This is a genomic window from Bradyrhizobium sp. CER78 (assembly GCF_029846235.1).
Classification (GTDB): Bacteria; Pseudomonadota; Alphaproteobacteria; order Rhizobiales; family Xanthobacteraceae; genus Bradyrhizobium.
Window position 1 is genome coordinate 62,441 of record NZ_JARVWP010000007.1, and the last position, 13,974, is coordinate 76,414.

Below are 13,974 nucleotides of genomic sequence, written 5' to 3' on the forward strand. Positions count from 1 at the left end.
TATTCGCAGATTTCGGACAATAGATGGACCGCTTCGATGCGATGCGCGTGTTCACCCGGGTGGTCGAGCGGCGCAGCTTTTCGCTGGCCGCCGACGATCTTGGCCTGCCGCGCTCGACGGTGACGGACGCGGTGAAGGGGCTGGAGGCGCGGCTCGGCGTGCGGCTGCTCGAACGCACCACGCGCACGGTGCGCCCGACGCTCGATGGCGAGGCGCACTACCGGCGCTGCCTGTCGCTGATCTCCGATCTCGAAGACGCCGAAGGCGCGTTCGGCGGCGCGCGGCCGAAGGGGCTGCTGCGGCTCGAAGTGCAGGGCACCTTGGCGCGGCACTTCCTGCTGCCGAACCTGCCGGGCTTCCTCACCGAGTATCCCGACATCGAGATCAACATGAGCGAGAGCGATCGCTTCATCGATCTGATCCGCGAAGGCGTCGACTGCGTGCTGCGCTTCGGCAAGCTGCCTGACAGCGACATGATCGCGCGCCAGGTGACGATGCTGGAGCGATTGACCTGCGCTACGCCTGACTATTTCGCGCGCTTCGGCACGCCGACCGATCCGTTCGCGCTCGACGGCCATCGCATGATCGGCATCCGCTCGCTGACGACGGGACGCCTGCGGCCGATGGAGTTCGTGATCGACGGTGAACTCAAACAGTTTCCGCTGCCGGCGCCGATGTCGGTGACTGGGCCCGAGAGCTATCTGGCGAGCGCCAAGCTCGGCCTCGGCCTCGTGCAGGTGCCGCGCTTCCATGCCGAAACCGATCTCGCCAACGGCACGCTGGTGGCGGTGCTGCAGCAATGGCCGCCACCAATGGTGCCGGTCAACCTGCTCTATCCGCGCAACCGCCAGCTTTCACCGCGCGTCCGCGTGTTCATCGATTATGTCATGCGCGTGTTCGCGCGCAGTTGATCAGCCGCCGGAACCACTGCGAACCCAGCGACGTTATCCCTTCGACACCGGAGGGATTAAGCGATGCGGACGTTTTTTGGCATGATTTTAGGCGCGCTGCTGCTGATTTGCGGCGTCTATGTTTATGACTCGGTGCGAACATCGAGCGCGGCCAATGGCGAGGCGGCGCAAAACACGCGCACCATCGTCAATTGGGACGTCGCAGCCCACGACTGGAACCTGCTGAAGACGCGCACCCGCGAGCAGTGGGACAAGATCGCGTCGAAGTGACGGCTGACGTCACAGCCCGATCGCAGACGCCGCCAAGGCCGCGCCGAATCCGGCTCCCAGCGCGGCCCATTCCCTCGCCGTGATCGCCATGGTCACGAGCGCGACCAATGTCCCAACGAAGCCTGCCAGCCCGCCCGACAGGCAACCGCCGACAATGAATGCAATGAACAGATTGCCGGGCGCGAGCCGGAGAAAGCGCGCGGCAATGCCGTCGTCGCGCATCGATGCGGCGAGAACGTATCCGCCGGCGCGCATGACATAGCAGGTGACGCCGAGGATGCAGATGACGCCGAGTACCGTAAGGTCATGCATCCTTCGGCTCCATCATGCTCACCAGCGTGCCGCATCCACCTCCGATCAGCATCGACCAGCTCGGATCCACGAACCGGGCCACGAGAAGTGCTGCGACGGCCGAGGTCAGCCACGGCCAAAGCGATCTCACATTCTTCCACTGGCTGGGCAGCAGGGTCGCGATGAACATCGTCGGCAGCAATGCGGCGGCGAGCCTGAGCGGCTCGTTTGCCGTGAGCGGAGCGGCATAGGCAAGCGCGGTGCCGCCGACCCAGCCGATCGCCATCGGGATGCTCGATCCGAGCAGATAGCCTGCGTCAGGTCCGTTGCGGTCGGCGTCCGAGTTCGTCATCAGCCACGATGCATCCGCCAGCAGGAACAGCGTGGGCAGCATCTTCCGGGGTGCCAGTCCGCCAAACAGCTGGCGCAGATGGGCGCCCATCAGTAAGTATCGCGAATTCGTGGCGATGCAGGCAACGACCATGGCGACGACCGGCAACGGATGAGCCCACATGCTCAGCGTGATCGCTTGCGCCGTGGCGGAGTAGACCAGCAGACTGAACAGAATGGCGTGCTCTGCCCCCAGCCCGAGTCCCTTGTAGGTCAGTCCCATCACGAGGCCGGCGGCGCCATTGCTGAGCAGGAAGGGCAGCGCCGCGACCAGGCCGCGCCTGAAACCTGCGGCAGTCATCGTTGAGGCTGGCGGCGAGACGCTTGTAATGGTCATGACCATTAGATTAGACTTGGTGAGAGGCCGTGATGTCAAGAGATCCCGCGCGGGCAGCGACGCAGTTCTTCGGCGGACGGGTCTGCCTTGACTTCGCGAACACGCTGGACTGGCGCACCTCGAAAGATCCGCAGGAGCTGATTCCGGATTATGCGGCGCTGTTGTCCTGGAGCGAACGCCGCGGGACCTTGCCGCTTGCCGCGACCAGGAAGCTGAAGGCGCGTTCGGCAGGCAGCGAGGCCGCGGCTGCGATGCAGAAGGCATATGATTTGCGCCGCGACATCTGGACCATTTCGGACGCGCTGCGCGGCGGCCGCGGTGCGGACCTTCGTCTCGTCAATCGGATGCTCTCGGCGGCGCCGCGGCAACCCGACCTCGTGCGGCAGGATCGAGCATATCGCCACGCCTTCGCGGGGACCGACGTGACCGAGCCGTTATGGCCGGTGCTGTGGTCGCTGACGGCGCTGCTGGCGTCCGACGACGCCAGGCGGATCGGATGCTGCGAAGCTGATGGCTGCGGCTGGTTCTTTGTCGACGAGAGCCCGAACCGAACCCGCAGATGGTGCTCGAGCGAAGTCTGCGGCAATCGCGAGCGGGCGCGGCGCGCCTATGCCAAGCGCAAGGGCTCCGCGTAAGTGCGGGCTGAAGCGCGCTGAGATCAGGTTCGGCTGCATCCGCAAACTCGGTCCGCCCCCTCTCCCGCTTGCGGGGGAGGGCTGGGGTTGGGGTATCTCCGCAACCGAGATACTCCCTGTGTTGAGAGACCCCCACCCGGCGCTTCGCGCCGACCTCCCCCGCAAGCGGGAGAGGTGGACTGCGACCTTGGCTCACACTGATTCAATAATCTTGCTTTGGCGTACGCTAGTTCTGCTCGGTCTTGCGGCCCATATTGGCCTTGCGGGCGTCGGCGATCACCTGCTCGAACTGATCCATGCTGAGCACGCCCGGCACGCGATACTTGCCGACGATGAATGACGGCGTGCCGTTGAAGCCGAACGCCTGCGCCTGCTCGTCGTTGCGCGCGAGGATCGCGTCGATCGCCTTGGCGTTGGCGTCGAGATCCTTCTTCAGCCGGTCGATGTCGAGGCCGGCGCCCGCGAGCAGCTCGGCGATGCGCGGCTCGGTGATGCGCGAATTGACCGAGATCATCGCCTCATGCGCGGTGTCGAACTTGCCCTGGTACTTCGCCGCCAGCGCCATCCGCGCCGCGACCTTGGAGACCGGCCCGAGGATCGGCCAGTCCTTCAGCACCAGGCGGACCTTGCCGTCGTCCTGCACCACCTGGCGGAGCTCCGGCGCCAGCTTGCGGCAATACGGACAGTTGTAATCAAACCATTCGACGATCGTGATGTCGCCCTTGGCATTGCCGATGACAGGAATATCCGGATCGCGCAGCACCTGCTCCTCGGTCAGGACCTTGTCGTCCTCGGCGCGCGCGCCTCCCGCGGCCAGCAGCGCGATCCCGGCACCGATAAGGCCGAGCGCGTCGCGGCGGGTCGCGCCGGCATTGTCGAGCGGTGATTTCGTCAGATGGTTCATAGCTGGCTTCCGGAAGGGCTCCTCGCCCTTCTACGTTCAGGACACATTGATGTTACGCAGCAGCATATAGATCGCCACGACGATAATCACAGCCGCGAACACGATATTGAGCGCGCCGCGGCGTTCCGACAGGTGCCGGGCGCTCCTTGTACCCAGGAGGCCGCCCGCGATGCCGCCGGCGACGAATAGCCCCGCCAGGCCCCATGACACCAGCCCTGACCACGCATAGCTCAACGCCGTGGTCACGCCGAAAGCGCTGACCGCGACCAGCGAGGAACTGACCGCGTTCATGATCGGCATCCCGGTCGCCAGCATCAGGGCCGGCACGATCAGAAAGCCGCCGCCGATGCCGAAGAAGCCGGACATGGTTCCGGTGGCAAGCCCGAGACCGATGATCGCGGGCATGTTGGACATCGAGATCTTGACGTCGGTCAGCCCGACCCGCGCGCGGGTCTTCAGCATCAGGCCCGCGATCACAAGCATCACCACCGAGAACAGCGCCAGCAGCTTCTGCCCGTCCAGCATCTTGCCGAGGATCGAGCCGCCGAAGGCGCCGAACATGCCCGACAGCGCGAACACCAGCGCGCAGGACCACATCACGGTGCCGCCGCGGGCGTGGTTGGACAGGTTGATCGCGGCGTTGGCGGCGACCGCGATCGCCGAGGTGCCGATCGCGACATGCGGCTGGGGTACCCCGACCACATAGACCATCAGCGGCACGGCCAGGATCGACCCGCCGCCGCCCACCAGGCCCAGCGAAAAGCCGACCAGCATGCCCGATGCCAGCCCAAGCACGCTCTGGGTTGCGGAGAAGATCAAGGGGAACAGACTCGCGTTTGCGGCGGCAACCCTAGAAGGATTTACTGCCCAGCGCCATACCAATAGCACAAAACTGCCCTGCAAGGGGTGTCAGCGCAGCAGATATGTCACGGCCAGTGGCACCAGCAGCGAGGTGACCAGCGCGTTCAGGCTCATCGCGATGCCGGCAAAGACGCCGGCGACCTCGTCGACCTGGAAGGCGCGCGCGGTGCCGATGCCATGGGCGGCGATGCCGGCGGCAAAGCCACGACCGCGGAAGTCGGTAATCCCGGTGAAGTTCATCAGCGGCGTGACGATGATCGCCCCCATGATGCCGGTGAGGATCACCGACACCGCGGTCAGCGAGGGATCGGCATGCAGGGATTCGCTGATGCCCATCGCGACGCCGGCCGTCACCGATTTCGGCGCCAGCGACAGGATGATCTCGCGCGGCAGGCCGAAGGCCCGCGCCAGCAGCACCACCGAGACGATCGCCGTGAGCGAGCCGACCGCGAGCGCAACCAGCATCGGCAGGACCGCCGCGGCGACCCGCTTGCGGTTCTCGTAGAGCGGCACCGCGAGCGCGACCGTCGCCGGCCCGAGCAGGAAGTGCACGAACTGCGCACCGGCAAAATAGGTGGTGTAGGAGGTCCCCGTCAGCAGCAGGAACAGGCCGATGATCCACAGCGAATGCAGCACCGGATTGGCGAGCGGATGCCGCCTTGTCTTCAGCGACACCGCATCGGTCGCGGCATAGGTCACGAGCGTCACCGTCAGCCAGAGCAGCGGCGACTGCGAGAGATAGACCCAGAGCGAGAACGGATTGTCGTTCACGGCGTCTCGTCCTCGCGCGAGAAGAGACTGCTCGCCGCGACAAAGGTCGCGACCGTCGCCAGCAGTGTGACGATGACCGACACCGCGAGGATCACCAGGATCGCGATGCCGTGCTCGGCGAGCAGATCGAGCTTCTGCACCACGCCGACACCGGCCGGAATGAACAGCAGCGAGAGATTGGCCAGCATGCCGCGGCTTGCGCTCTCGACGCCGTCATTGCCGAGCGGCCCGCGCGCCAGCGCAGGATAGCGGTCGCGCGCAAGCAGCAGCAACAGCAGGAGCACGAGACCAACCACCGGGCCCGGCACCGGCACGGCGAGCGCGCGCACGGCGACCTCACCGACGAGCTGACAAAGCAGGATCAGGCTGAGGCTGGCGATCATGACAAGGCGCTCACGCGAAACATCCGCCTATCAGGTCGGTGCGACAGTGGCTTGTCAATGCACGGGACTCATACGCGTGCGCAGATGTTGGGCACCGCTGCTCTCGGATCCGTCATCCTGAGGAGCGCGAAGCGCGTCTCGAAGGATGCACGGCCCGGCTATTTCTGCGCGTTGCTCTCCGCTCGCCGAGAGCGTGGGGCCGTCGACCCTTCGAGACGCGCTGCGCGCTCCTCAGGGTGACGGGGACGAAGTTTCGCTCGACCCCACGCTACGACCGCCGCTGCAGCGCCATCAGTGTGCCGCTCATGGTCGCGACCAGCGTCTCAACGCCGTCCTGCACGGCGTAGGCACGGCCGTCGCAGACGGTCAGGGTGCGGCCGGGCTTCACCACGACGCCGCGGAACACGAACCGCTCGCCGCGGGCCGGCGCCAGCAGGTTGGTCTTGAACTCCACGGTGAGGATGTCGGAACCTTCGGGCATCAGCGTGAAAGCGGCGATCCCGCAGGCATTGTCGAGGCCCGCGGTGATGATTCCGGCATGTACAAAGCCGTTCTGCTGGCTGTACTCAGGCGCATAGGGCATCGCGAGATCGACTTCGCCCGGCTCGATGCGCGCGATCGAGATACCAAGCGTCTGCATCGCGCGCTGGCGCGCGAACGTTTCGGCTGCAACTGCGCGATAGTCGGGATTCTTCGGCTCGAAACGGGGCATGGCGGTCATGCGATCGCGGGTTCTGACGGGACGAGATGCGGCATCGCCGCGTAGCGGATCGCCGGCGCAAACGGCGCCGATCTGCGCGCGGCGCGGTCGATGTGCACGGCCGTGATCTCGCAGCTCGCGGCGACCTCGCCGGTCTCGGCGTTGCGCATCTCGTGCAGGATGCGGATCGACTTGTCGCGGAACTCGACCAGCCGGCTCTTGACCTCGACGAGGTCGCCGGCGAGCAGTTCGCGCTTGTAGGCGATGTTCTGCTGCACGGCGGCCATGCCGCGGCCGGACTCGCGCAGATAGGTGGGCGTCAGGCCGAGCCGCGCGAACATGTTCCAGCTCGCCTCGTCGAACTTGCCGACATACCACATGACGTTCATGTGGCCGATGTGGTCGCAGTGCCAGGGATAGACCGTGCCGCGGTAGGTCGCCTCGCCTTCCATTCTGCTCCTCCCCGATTGTGATACGGTAGCGTATCAAGCGCCAAGCGGGCTAGCAATACGGTACCGTATCACGCACGATCGGGACCCGCAGGGCCGCGTTAGCGCAAACTGCACAGCGGTTTTCCGAAAAGATCGTGCTCAAACAAGAGACTAATGCGCGATGCCCCGATCGCGCATTGGGATCCGCGGAGATCACATGACTGAGAGCAAGGGCGATGTCTGGGTCGCCGCCGGCTTTGCCGAACTCGCCCATAGCGGCGTCGACGGCGTGCGGGTCGAGGTGCTGGCGAAGAGTCTCGGCGTCACCAAGGGCGGCTTCTACCGCCGCTTCAAGGATCGCGCCGCGCTGCTCGAGGCCATGCTGACACGCTGGCGCGACGGCCGCATCGCGTCGATCGAGAAGCACACCGCGCTCGACGGTGCGAGCGCGCGTGAACGGCTGAAGGCGATCATCACGCTCTATTCGGAGCGCATGAACACCGAGGCGATGGCTGTCGAGCTCGCGATCCGGCAATGGGCGCGCACCGACGAGGCCGCGGCGACCGCTGCCGCGAGTGTCGATGCGGCGCGGCTGAAGCAGGTCGGCCAGCTCTATCGCGCCACGGGGCTGCCGACTGAAGAGGCCGATGCGCAGGCCTTCCTGTTCTACTGCTTCATCTTCGGCCAGAGCCTGCTGTTTCTCGAGCGCGGCCCGCGCAGGCGCGCGCAACTGCTGGCGCAATCGGCGGACAAGCTGCTTGCGGGAGGCCCGTAGAGCCTCGGCCAAAAGAAAGCGGCCGGCTTGCGCCGGCCGCCTCCTCGAAAACGCATCGCGAAAGGGCTCAGGCGCCCTTCAGGTGCTTGTTGCATTCGCTGTAGTAGCCGCCGCCCTTCTGGATCCACTTCATGCCGCCATTGCCGCCGGTGGTCTTGTTGGCGTTGTACTGGTCGAGGCAGCTGTGCATGCGCTGCTTGCCCTCAGTTTCCTTGGCGTATTTGGGATCGACCGCGTTCGGAAACACGGCGGGCCCTGCCGGCGCGGCGGGTGCTGCCGCGGGAGCGGCTTCCCGCTTGGCTTCCTTCGGCGCGGCCGGAGCAGGCGCGGCGGCAGCGGGCGGCGGCGCGGCGGGCGCCGCGGCCGGGGTCGCGTCGGCGCCGCATTGCGCCTTGCGGAAATCATTCCACTTCTGGCCGTTGAGGGTGCCGGCCGTCTTGGCCGCCTGGTACTTGGCGCTGCATTCCTGCGCGGTCAGGGCCTGCGCCGGCGCGCTCGCCGCAAAGGCTGCAAAGCCCGACACCGCAATCGCACACAACAATCTGGTCTGAATGGTCATCCCTGGTCTCCCGTCATCCCTGGTTTCCCGTTGGTTTCCCTTGGGGGGCATTGGCGTAAGACCATTATCCTAGCGCAACCCGGACTTGCGACAATGTGCGGGCGCGCTTGCGCATGAAAATATTGTGGCGGCGGGACCACCGCACGTTCATCCACGGTTCAGCATCGCCGCGCAACGTTTCGGCCTCCTTTCCTCAGAGGTGCCCCATGATGAAGATTTCCTCCCTTGCGACCGTGACCGCCCTTGCCTCCGCACTGCTGATCGGCGGCGCCTTCGCGCAGACCGCCGCGCCTGCCGCCAAGGACGCCGCTCCGAAGGCCGACGCCAAGATGGCGAAGGAAGCCAAGCCGCGTACCGCCGAGTCGCTGGAATGCTCGAAGGAAGCCGACGCCAAGGGCCTGCACGGCAAGGAGCGCAAGAAATTCCGCTCGGAGTGCAAGAAGGGCGCGGCGGGCGGCGGCGCCGCTGCGCCCGCGGGCACGAAGTAAAACCGCGAGCGCTGCCACCCTCCCCTGGAGGGGGAGGGTGGCACGCATTGAGCGCAGCGTAACGTGTGTCGGGGTGGGGTAATCTCTCAACACGGGCAGCTCCCGATAGGAGAGACCGTCACCCCACCCCGCCGCTCATTTCATTCGCGTCGACCCTCCCCCTCCAGGGGAGGGTGAAGGAAGATTCCCGAGAATTCGGGCGCAATGCTGCAATCGCGAGATGCATTTGTCGCGTCCGCGCGAATTTGCCATAAGGCGGCGTGACCTTGATCCGCGCTTCGATGGCAACGGCCATTCCCGACCGCAGCAAAGCTCTGAACGGGCTCGAGACTCTCGTCATCGGCGCCGGCGGCGGCCTGCTGTTTTTATGGGCGGGGTTGCCGGGCGGACTGATCTCGGGTGCGATGTGCGCGGTCGGGATCGCAGCATTGGCCGGCCGGCCGCTCGCGGTACCGCCGGTGCTGACGCAATCGGTACTGCTGCTGCTCGGTATCTCGCTCGGCTCGCTGATGTCGCAGCAATTGCTGCAGCATATGAGTTCCTATCCTCTCACTATCGCCCTGTTGGCGCTGGCGACGTTCTGCTCGACCTTCGGCTCGAGCCTCTATCTGCAGCGCGTGCATGGCTGGGACCAGACCTCGGCCTTCCTCGCCGGCAGCCCCGGCGCGCTCTCGCAGATCACGATCCTCGCCGCGGAGAAGGGCGCCGACGTCGCGGCGATCGCCGTGGTGCAGACGATGCGCGTCATCATCCTGACCGCGGCGCTGCCGCTGGTGCTGGCGCTGACCGGGGTGACGCACGCCGCACCGCCGCCATTGCCGACGACCGTCGCCTCGCCGTTCGGCCTGATCGCCCTGGTCGCCGGGTCGATCGGCGTCTCGCTGCTGCTGCGCTGGATCAAATTCCCCGCCAGCTGGATGTTCGGTGCGATGCTCGCCTCCAGCCTGCTGCATGGGTCGGGCCTGGTCGATGGCGGCCTGCCGCCGTGGCTCCGCAATATCGCGCTGGTCGGCATCGGCGCCATTATCGGCACCCGCTTCGCGCGGATGAAGACCTCGACCCTGCTCAGCCACGTCAATGCCGGGCTCGGCTCGTTTGCGATCGCCATCCTGATCTCGGCCGTGTTCGTCGCGGTGATCGCGTTCACCACCCACGTACGGCTCGCCGACGTCGTGGTCGCCTTCGCGCCCGGCGCGATGGACGCGATGCTGGCGCTGGCCCTGACGCTGCACATCGATCCGATCTTCGTCGGCGCCCATCACCTGTCGCGGTTCTTGTTCGTCACCATCTCGACGCCGGGCATCATCCATCTGTTCGGACGGCCGCAGGACGACGTCGACGATTAGATGGTACCCGTCATCCTGAGGTGCGAGCCCTTGCGAGCCTCGAAGGATGAACGGCCCGGTCGGTGGCCGTGCATGCTTCGAGACGGCCGCTATGCGGCCTCCTCAGCATGACGGATCACGGGAAGCCGTGCCTTTCGACCTCAAGCCTTCGCGGCCCGCATCACGCCCCAGCCGGCGATCGCGGCCATCAGCAGCGAGATCAGCACGTTGTAGCCGGCGAGCGAAATGCCGAGGAAGCGAAACTGCACTTCGTCGCAGCGGACCACCTTGACCTTGTCGAGCTGGTCCAGCAGCGAGCCGGCCTTGCCGAAATCCACCATCGGGCCGGTGCAATCGGTCGGCCCCGGCCAGAACCCCCATTCGACGCCGGCGTGATAGGCACCGAGGCCGGCATTGGCGAGCGCGGCGAGGCCGAGGATCGCAAGGCCCGCGAGCAGCACCGGGCGCGATGCGCCGCGGGCCGCCGCCAGCGCCACCACGGCGCCGAGCGGGACCGCAAGGTAATAGGCATAGCGCTGCTCGAGGCAGAGCGGACAGGGCATGATCTCCAGCACGAGCTGGAAGAACCAGGCGCCGGCCAGCGTCGCCGCAGCGATCACGGCGATCGCCAGGGCCGAGGTCAGCGCCGGATTGCCGGTGGCGGAAGCATCCGACGGATGGGCGGTGGCGGTCGTCACGGCGGTCCTCCTGCGAGCATCATCCGGCAGGGTCAGGCCCTGGCCCACACTCGACCCGGGTCGTATCGCGTGAAAATACCGCTGTCGAGGCGCGGGACAATCACATCCGCGCGGGTTGACCGTGACGGGCCGGCCGCTATAGTCCGCCGCGCTTCGCGACTCCGGCCCTTTCGGGCCTGGATCATCGCGAATGCCCCTGTGGCGGAACTGGTAGACGCGCTCGACTCAAAATCGAGTTCCGCAAGGAGTGCTGGTTCGATTCCGGCCAGGGGCACCACGCTTCGCCCTTGCGGGCTTCGCGTGGCGCAGCCACGACAAGGCTGCAAGGGCGAAACGTGTCCGGCGAAGCTTGAGCGACGCGAGAGCGAAGACGGACGGCCCCGAGGCTCAGCCAAAATCATTCCCCGATACAACTTCGCGTGGCGCAGCCGCCGGCGACGTGATCGCGTTCAACCGAAGTGATGCCGCGATCCGCTTCAAGCAGGACCGGAGGGCGCGACCTTTGTTCTCGGCTCAGCCGTGCCGCATCCTCATGATCTCGTGCCGCGCCCCGATGTCTGCTTGGCCTCCATGCCGGCGCCGCCACGGCGTCCTTGCATAAATAGCCGCACAATTGAATATTCGTTGCATTGCTTGCATTGATCAAGGCTGTGCCGATGAATGCCAAACTCGAGCCGCGCCGATTGCACTATTTCATGGAGGTCCTCAATAGCGGCTCCGTGCGCGGCGCCGCCGGCGCCCTCGGTATGGATGCCTCGGCGGTCAGCCGGGCGCTGAGCCTGCTCGAGCAGGAATATGGTGCGCGCCTGCTCGAAAGGCGGGGCCGCGGCGTTGCGCCGACCGACGCAGGCCAACTGCTGGCTGCCTACCTGCACCGGCAGCAGAGCGAACGGCAGGCACTGCTCGCGCAGATGGACAGCATCCGCAAGGTCGAGACGGGCCATATCGACGTCGTGACGGGTGAAGGCTATGTCGACTGGCTGGCCAAGACCAGCCTGTGCCGCTTCATGCAAGCCCACCCGAAGATCACGATCAGCCTCGACATCGGGAGCACCGACGAGATTGTCCAGCAGGTCGTGAGCGAGCGCGCCCATATCGGCGTCCTGTTCAATCCGCCCCGCGATGATCGGCTGTGCTCGCATCATTCGCAGCCGCATCCGATCAAGGCAATGGTGCCGCGCGGGCATCCGCTGATCCAGCTCGGTCGGCCGCTCAGGCTCGCCGACCTCGCGCCATATCCGGGAGCCGCGATGCATCCGAACTACGGCCTGCGCCAGCACGTCCAGGCCGCCGAAATCAGCGAAGGCGTCCGCCTCAACTTCGCGTTCACGACGGCCTCATTCGACGCGCTTGCCCATTACGTGACCGCGGGCCTTGGCTATGCGCTGGTCTCGCGCCTCGCAATGACGGAGGCGGATGCCGCAAAGGTCACGGCGCTGCCGTTGAAGAATGCCCTGCTGCATCGCGGCCGCACCCATGTGGTCTCGCGCCAGGGACGCACGTTGCCGCCCGCCGCGATGAAGCTGCTGCGGATGATGGTCGGCGAGATGCGCGCACCGGCAAGCGGCGCGCGATAAACCGGCAAACGCGCACCTGCAAAATCTAGTCGCGACGCGTCGTTGCGGGGAACCAGATCGCAACCTGCGGCGCCGGACGAAACGGCTTCCAGGTGCCGGGCGGTTGGGCGAGGCGATCGGCAATCACCCAAAGCGCCGGTGCGTGAAAGCCAAGCCCGATATGCGTCGTGTTCACCTCGATGTTTTCGCGCTGCTCGCCGTCCGGCTCCAAACAGGCGCGCCATGCCACCACGCCGTCGGTGCGGGTGTAGATCGATGTCGCCGGCACCGGAATCGGTTGCGCCAGGCGGCTGATCCGCGCGAGTGTCGGCGGTTCGTATTTTTGTCCGGTCAGAAGCCGCCAGATCGCGCGGACATTGCTCGCGCCCGGTGCCGCGAACGGACTGCCGAGCGTGATGACCGTGCGCACCGACGCAGGAGTCTGCCGTGCGACCTCGCGGGCAATGATGCCGCCGCGGCTCCAACCAACCAGGCTGACCTTCGAACCACTCTGCTGTTCGAGCTCGACGACGCGCGCCGCCACCGCGGACACATCCGCATCTGGCGCTCGCACATTGCGGCCGCGGCCCCATCCATGGACCTGGTAGCCGAGAAACTCGAGGAAAGAGCGAATCGCGAGCGTCGACCGGTCATCGGCGCCCAATCCCGGCAGGACCATCACCGGGTGCGATTGCCCTCGCGGTGCGGTCGCCAGCAGCGGAGCCGCGACGGCAAGCAGCGCGGGAATGTCGAGCAAGCCGCGCCCCTCGGCGGCAAGCAAAGCGAGCGAGGGTGGTTTGACGGTCTGTTCCTCAGGTCCCATGACTAACGTCCGTTGTTGATTGGCCAGAACTGCGCTCCGTGCCGGGGATGCAGGCCAACAGGCCGTCCTCAGCCCGGTGTTGCGGCCTTTCCAAACACGCCACCGATCGCCCGCAACAGCCAGCTCGGCTGGTACTTGATCCATTGGACCGCGATCTCGTTGGCAAGTCCCGCGACATGGACCGGCTTTCCCGCCATGCACGCCCGAAAGCCTTCCAGCGCGACGGTCTTCGCATCCATGATCATCATGCTCGGCATGTTGCCGAGATTTGTGCCATGGACCATTCCGGTGTCCGTCACGCCGGGGCACAGCGTCGTCAGTGTGATCTTGCTGCCGCTCAATTCCTGGGACAATGCCTCGCCGAACGAGAGCACATAAGCTTTGGACGCGGCATAGACCGCAAGGTTCGGCACCGGCATGAACGCCGCAACCGAGGCAACGTTCAGGATCCTCCCGCTGTTACGCTCGAGCATCGGCTCGAGGAAGAGGCGGGTCAACGCTGTCATGGCCACGATATTCACCTGCAGCAGCCGCAACTGGTCCTCGAGGCCGATCGTGCTGAAGCGTCCTTCGAACAACAGACCGGCATTATTCACCAGAAGGTCGATCCGCACGCCGGCGTCCTTCAGCGAATCGAACACTGCGTGCGGCGCCAGCGGTTCGCTCAGATCGGCGGCGACGATGGTCACCCTGGTGCCGTGATCGGCCTTGAGCTCGCGGGCAATGTCCTGCAGCTTGTCGCGGCTGCGCGCCAGCAGGACGAGGCTAAAGCGGTTAGCCGCGAGCACGCGCGCAAGCTCGAGCCCGATACCGCCCGACGCGCCGGTCACCAGCGCGCACTGACCCTCATTTCCGCTCATCGACAT

19 protein-coding genes and 1 tRNA gene are annotated in these 13,974 nt (G+C 66.0%); 8 read left to right on the plus strand and 12 right to left on the minus strand.

The window, feature by feature from the left end; all coding sequences use genetic code 11:
- Positions 1–23: 23 nt before the first annotated feature.
- The gene (locus QDT69_RS16805; protein ID WP_279707592.1) at positions 24–911 is read left to right on the plus strand and encodes a LysR family transcriptional regulator; all 888 of its coding nucleotides are present in this window, start codon (positions 24–26) and stop codon (positions 909–911) included.
- Between the two features lie 63 nt (positions 912–974).
- The gene (locus QDT69_RS16810) at positions 975–1,181 is read left to right on the plus strand and encodes a hypothetical protein (RefSeq protein WP_279707593.1); all 207 of its coding nucleotides are present in this window, start codon (positions 975–977) and stop codon (positions 1,179–1,181) included.
- 9 nt (positions 1,182–1,190) lie between these two features.
- Here QDT69_RS16810 and QDT69_RS16815 read toward each other — a convergent pair whose 3' ends face one another.
- Together QDT69_RS16815 and QDT69_RS16820 are read right to left on the minus strand one after the other, a co-directional pair.
- Entirely contained in the window at positions 1,191–1,493 is a 303-nt protein-coding gene (locus QDT69_RS16815; protein ID WP_279707594.1) for an AzlD domain-containing protein, read from the minus strand.
- Positions 1,486–2,163 (minus strand): AzlC family ABC transporter permease, encoded by a 678-nt coding sequence (locus QDT69_RS16820; protein ID WP_279707595.1) that lies wholly within the window; start codon positions 2,161–2,163, stop codon positions 1,486–1,488. Before QDT69_RS16820 ends, QDT69_RS16815 begins: the two co-directional genes overlap by 8 nt.
- A gap of 68 nt (positions 2,164–2,231) precedes the next feature.
- Between QDT69_RS16820 and QDT69_RS16825 the strand changes: the two genes are divergently transcribed.
- Positions 2,232–2,834, plus strand: a complete 603-nt coding sequence (locus QDT69_RS16825) for an ABATE domain-containing protein (protein WP_279707596.1) — start codon at positions 2,232–2,234, stop codon at positions 2,832–2,834.
- Between the two features lie 226 nt (positions 2,835–3,060).
- On the opposite strand, the gene QDT69_RS16830 is transcribed toward QDT69_RS16825, so the two are convergent.
- The 6 genes from QDT69_RS16830 to QDT69_RS16855 all read right to left on the minus strand — a co-directional run bounded on the left by QDT69_RS16830 (position 3,061) and on the right by QDT69_RS16855 (position 6,905).
- Positions 3,061–3,738: a DsbA family protein gene (locus QDT69_RS16830; protein ID WP_279707597.1), complete on the minus strand. Its 678-nt coding sequence runs from the start codon at positions 3,736–3,738 to the stop codon at positions 3,061–3,063.
- Between the two features lie 36 nt (positions 3,739–3,774).
- Positions 3,775–4,554: a sulfite exporter TauE/SafE family protein gene (locus QDT69_RS16835; protein WP_279707893.1), complete on the minus strand. Its 780-nt coding sequence runs from the start codon at positions 4,552–4,554 to the stop codon at positions 3,775–3,777.
- Positions 4,555–4,647: 93 nt separating this feature from the next.
- The gene (locus tag QDT69_RS16840) at positions 4,648–5,370 is read right to left on the minus strand and encodes an LrgB family protein (RefSeq protein ID WP_146989328.1); all 723 of its coding nucleotides are present in this window, start codon (positions 5,368–5,370) and stop codon (positions 4,648–4,650) included.
- Complete coding sequence (locus tag QDT69_RS16845; RefSeq protein ID WP_279707598.1) at positions 5,367–5,753, minus strand: CidA/LrgA family protein; 387 nt, start codon at positions 5,751–5,753, stop codon at positions 5,367–5,369. The genes QDT69_RS16840 and QDT69_RS16845 overlap by 4 nt, the downstream gene beginning before the upstream one ends.
- A 268-nt stretch (positions 5,754–6,021) precedes the next feature.
- Positions 6,022–6,465: a PaaI family thioesterase gene (locus QDT69_RS16850; RefSeq protein WP_279707894.1), complete on the minus strand. Its 444-nt coding sequence runs from the start codon at positions 6,463–6,465 to the stop codon at positions 6,022–6,024.
- A 5-nt stretch (positions 6,466–6,470) separates the two neighbouring features.
- Positions 6,471–6,905, minus strand: coding sequence for an acyl-CoA thioesterase (locus QDT69_RS16855; RefSeq protein WP_279707599.1), 435 nt, complete (start codon positions 6,903–6,905; stop codon positions 6,471–6,473).
- 196 nt (positions 6,906–7,101) lie between these two features.
- Between QDT69_RS16855 and QDT69_RS16860 the strand changes: the two genes are divergently transcribed.
- A complete protein-coding gene (locus QDT69_RS16860) occupies positions 7,102–7,659 on the plus strand; it encodes a TetR/AcrR family transcriptional regulator (protein WP_279707600.1) in 558 nt (185 codons plus the stop codon).
- A gap of 67 nt (positions 7,660–7,726) precedes the next feature.
- On the opposite strand, the gene QDT69_RS16865 is transcribed toward QDT69_RS16860, so the two are convergent.
- On the minus strand, positions 7,727–8,218 hold the full coding sequence (locus tag QDT69_RS16865; protein ID WP_279707601.1) for a hypothetical protein: 492 nt from the start codon (positions 8,216–8,218) through the stop codon (positions 7,727–7,729).
- Between the two features lie 206 nt (positions 8,219–8,424).
- On the opposite strand from QDT69_RS16865, the gene QDT69_RS16870 reads away from it, so the two are divergent.
- Together QDT69_RS16870 and QDT69_RS16875 are read left to right on the plus strand one after the other, a co-directional pair.
- Positions 8,425–8,706 carry a PsiF family protein gene (locus QDT69_RS16870; protein ID WP_279707602.1) on the plus strand — a complete coding sequence of 94 codons (282 nt, stop codon included), beginning with the start codon at positions 8,425–8,427 and terminating at the stop codon, positions 8,704–8,706.
- Between the two features lie 281 nt (positions 8,707–8,987).
- Positions 8,988–10,052, plus strand: a complete 1,065-nt coding sequence (locus QDT69_RS16875; RefSeq protein ID WP_279707603.1) for an AbrB family transcriptional regulator — start codon at positions 8,988–8,990, stop codon at positions 10,050–10,052.
- A gap of 140 nt (positions 10,053–10,192) precedes the next feature.
- Here QDT69_RS16875 and QDT69_RS16880 read toward each other — a convergent pair whose 3' ends face one another.
- Positions 10,193–10,729, minus strand: coding sequence for a disulfide bond formation protein B (locus QDT69_RS16880; protein ID WP_279707604.1), 537 nt, complete (start codon positions 10,727–10,729; stop codon positions 10,193–10,195).
- 192 nt (positions 10,730–10,921) lie between these two features.
- Here QDT69_RS16880 and QDT69_RS16885 point away from each other — a divergent pair.
- Both QDT69_RS16885 and QDT69_RS16890 read left to right on the plus strand, forming a co-directional pair.
- Positions 10,922–11,006 (plus strand) — tRNA-Leu (locus QDT69_RS16885).
- A gap of 379 nt (positions 11,007–11,385) precedes the next feature.
- A complete protein-coding gene (locus QDT69_RS16890; RefSeq protein WP_279707605.1) occupies positions 11,386–12,306 on the plus strand; it encodes a LysR family transcriptional regulator in 921 nt (306 codons plus the stop codon).
- A gap of 25 nt (positions 12,307–12,331) precedes the next feature.
- Here QDT69_RS16890 and QDT69_RS16895 read toward each other — a convergent pair whose 3' ends face one another.
- Positions 12,332–13,108: an alpha/beta fold hydrolase gene (locus QDT69_RS16895; RefSeq protein WP_279707606.1), complete on the minus strand. Its 777-nt coding sequence runs from the start codon at positions 13,106–13,108 to the stop codon at positions 12,332–12,334.
- Between the two features lie 68 nt (positions 13,109–13,176).
- A complete protein-coding gene (locus tag QDT69_RS16900; RefSeq protein WP_279707607.1) occupies positions 13,177–13,974 on the minus strand; it encodes an SDR family oxidoreductase in 798 nt (265 codons plus the stop codon).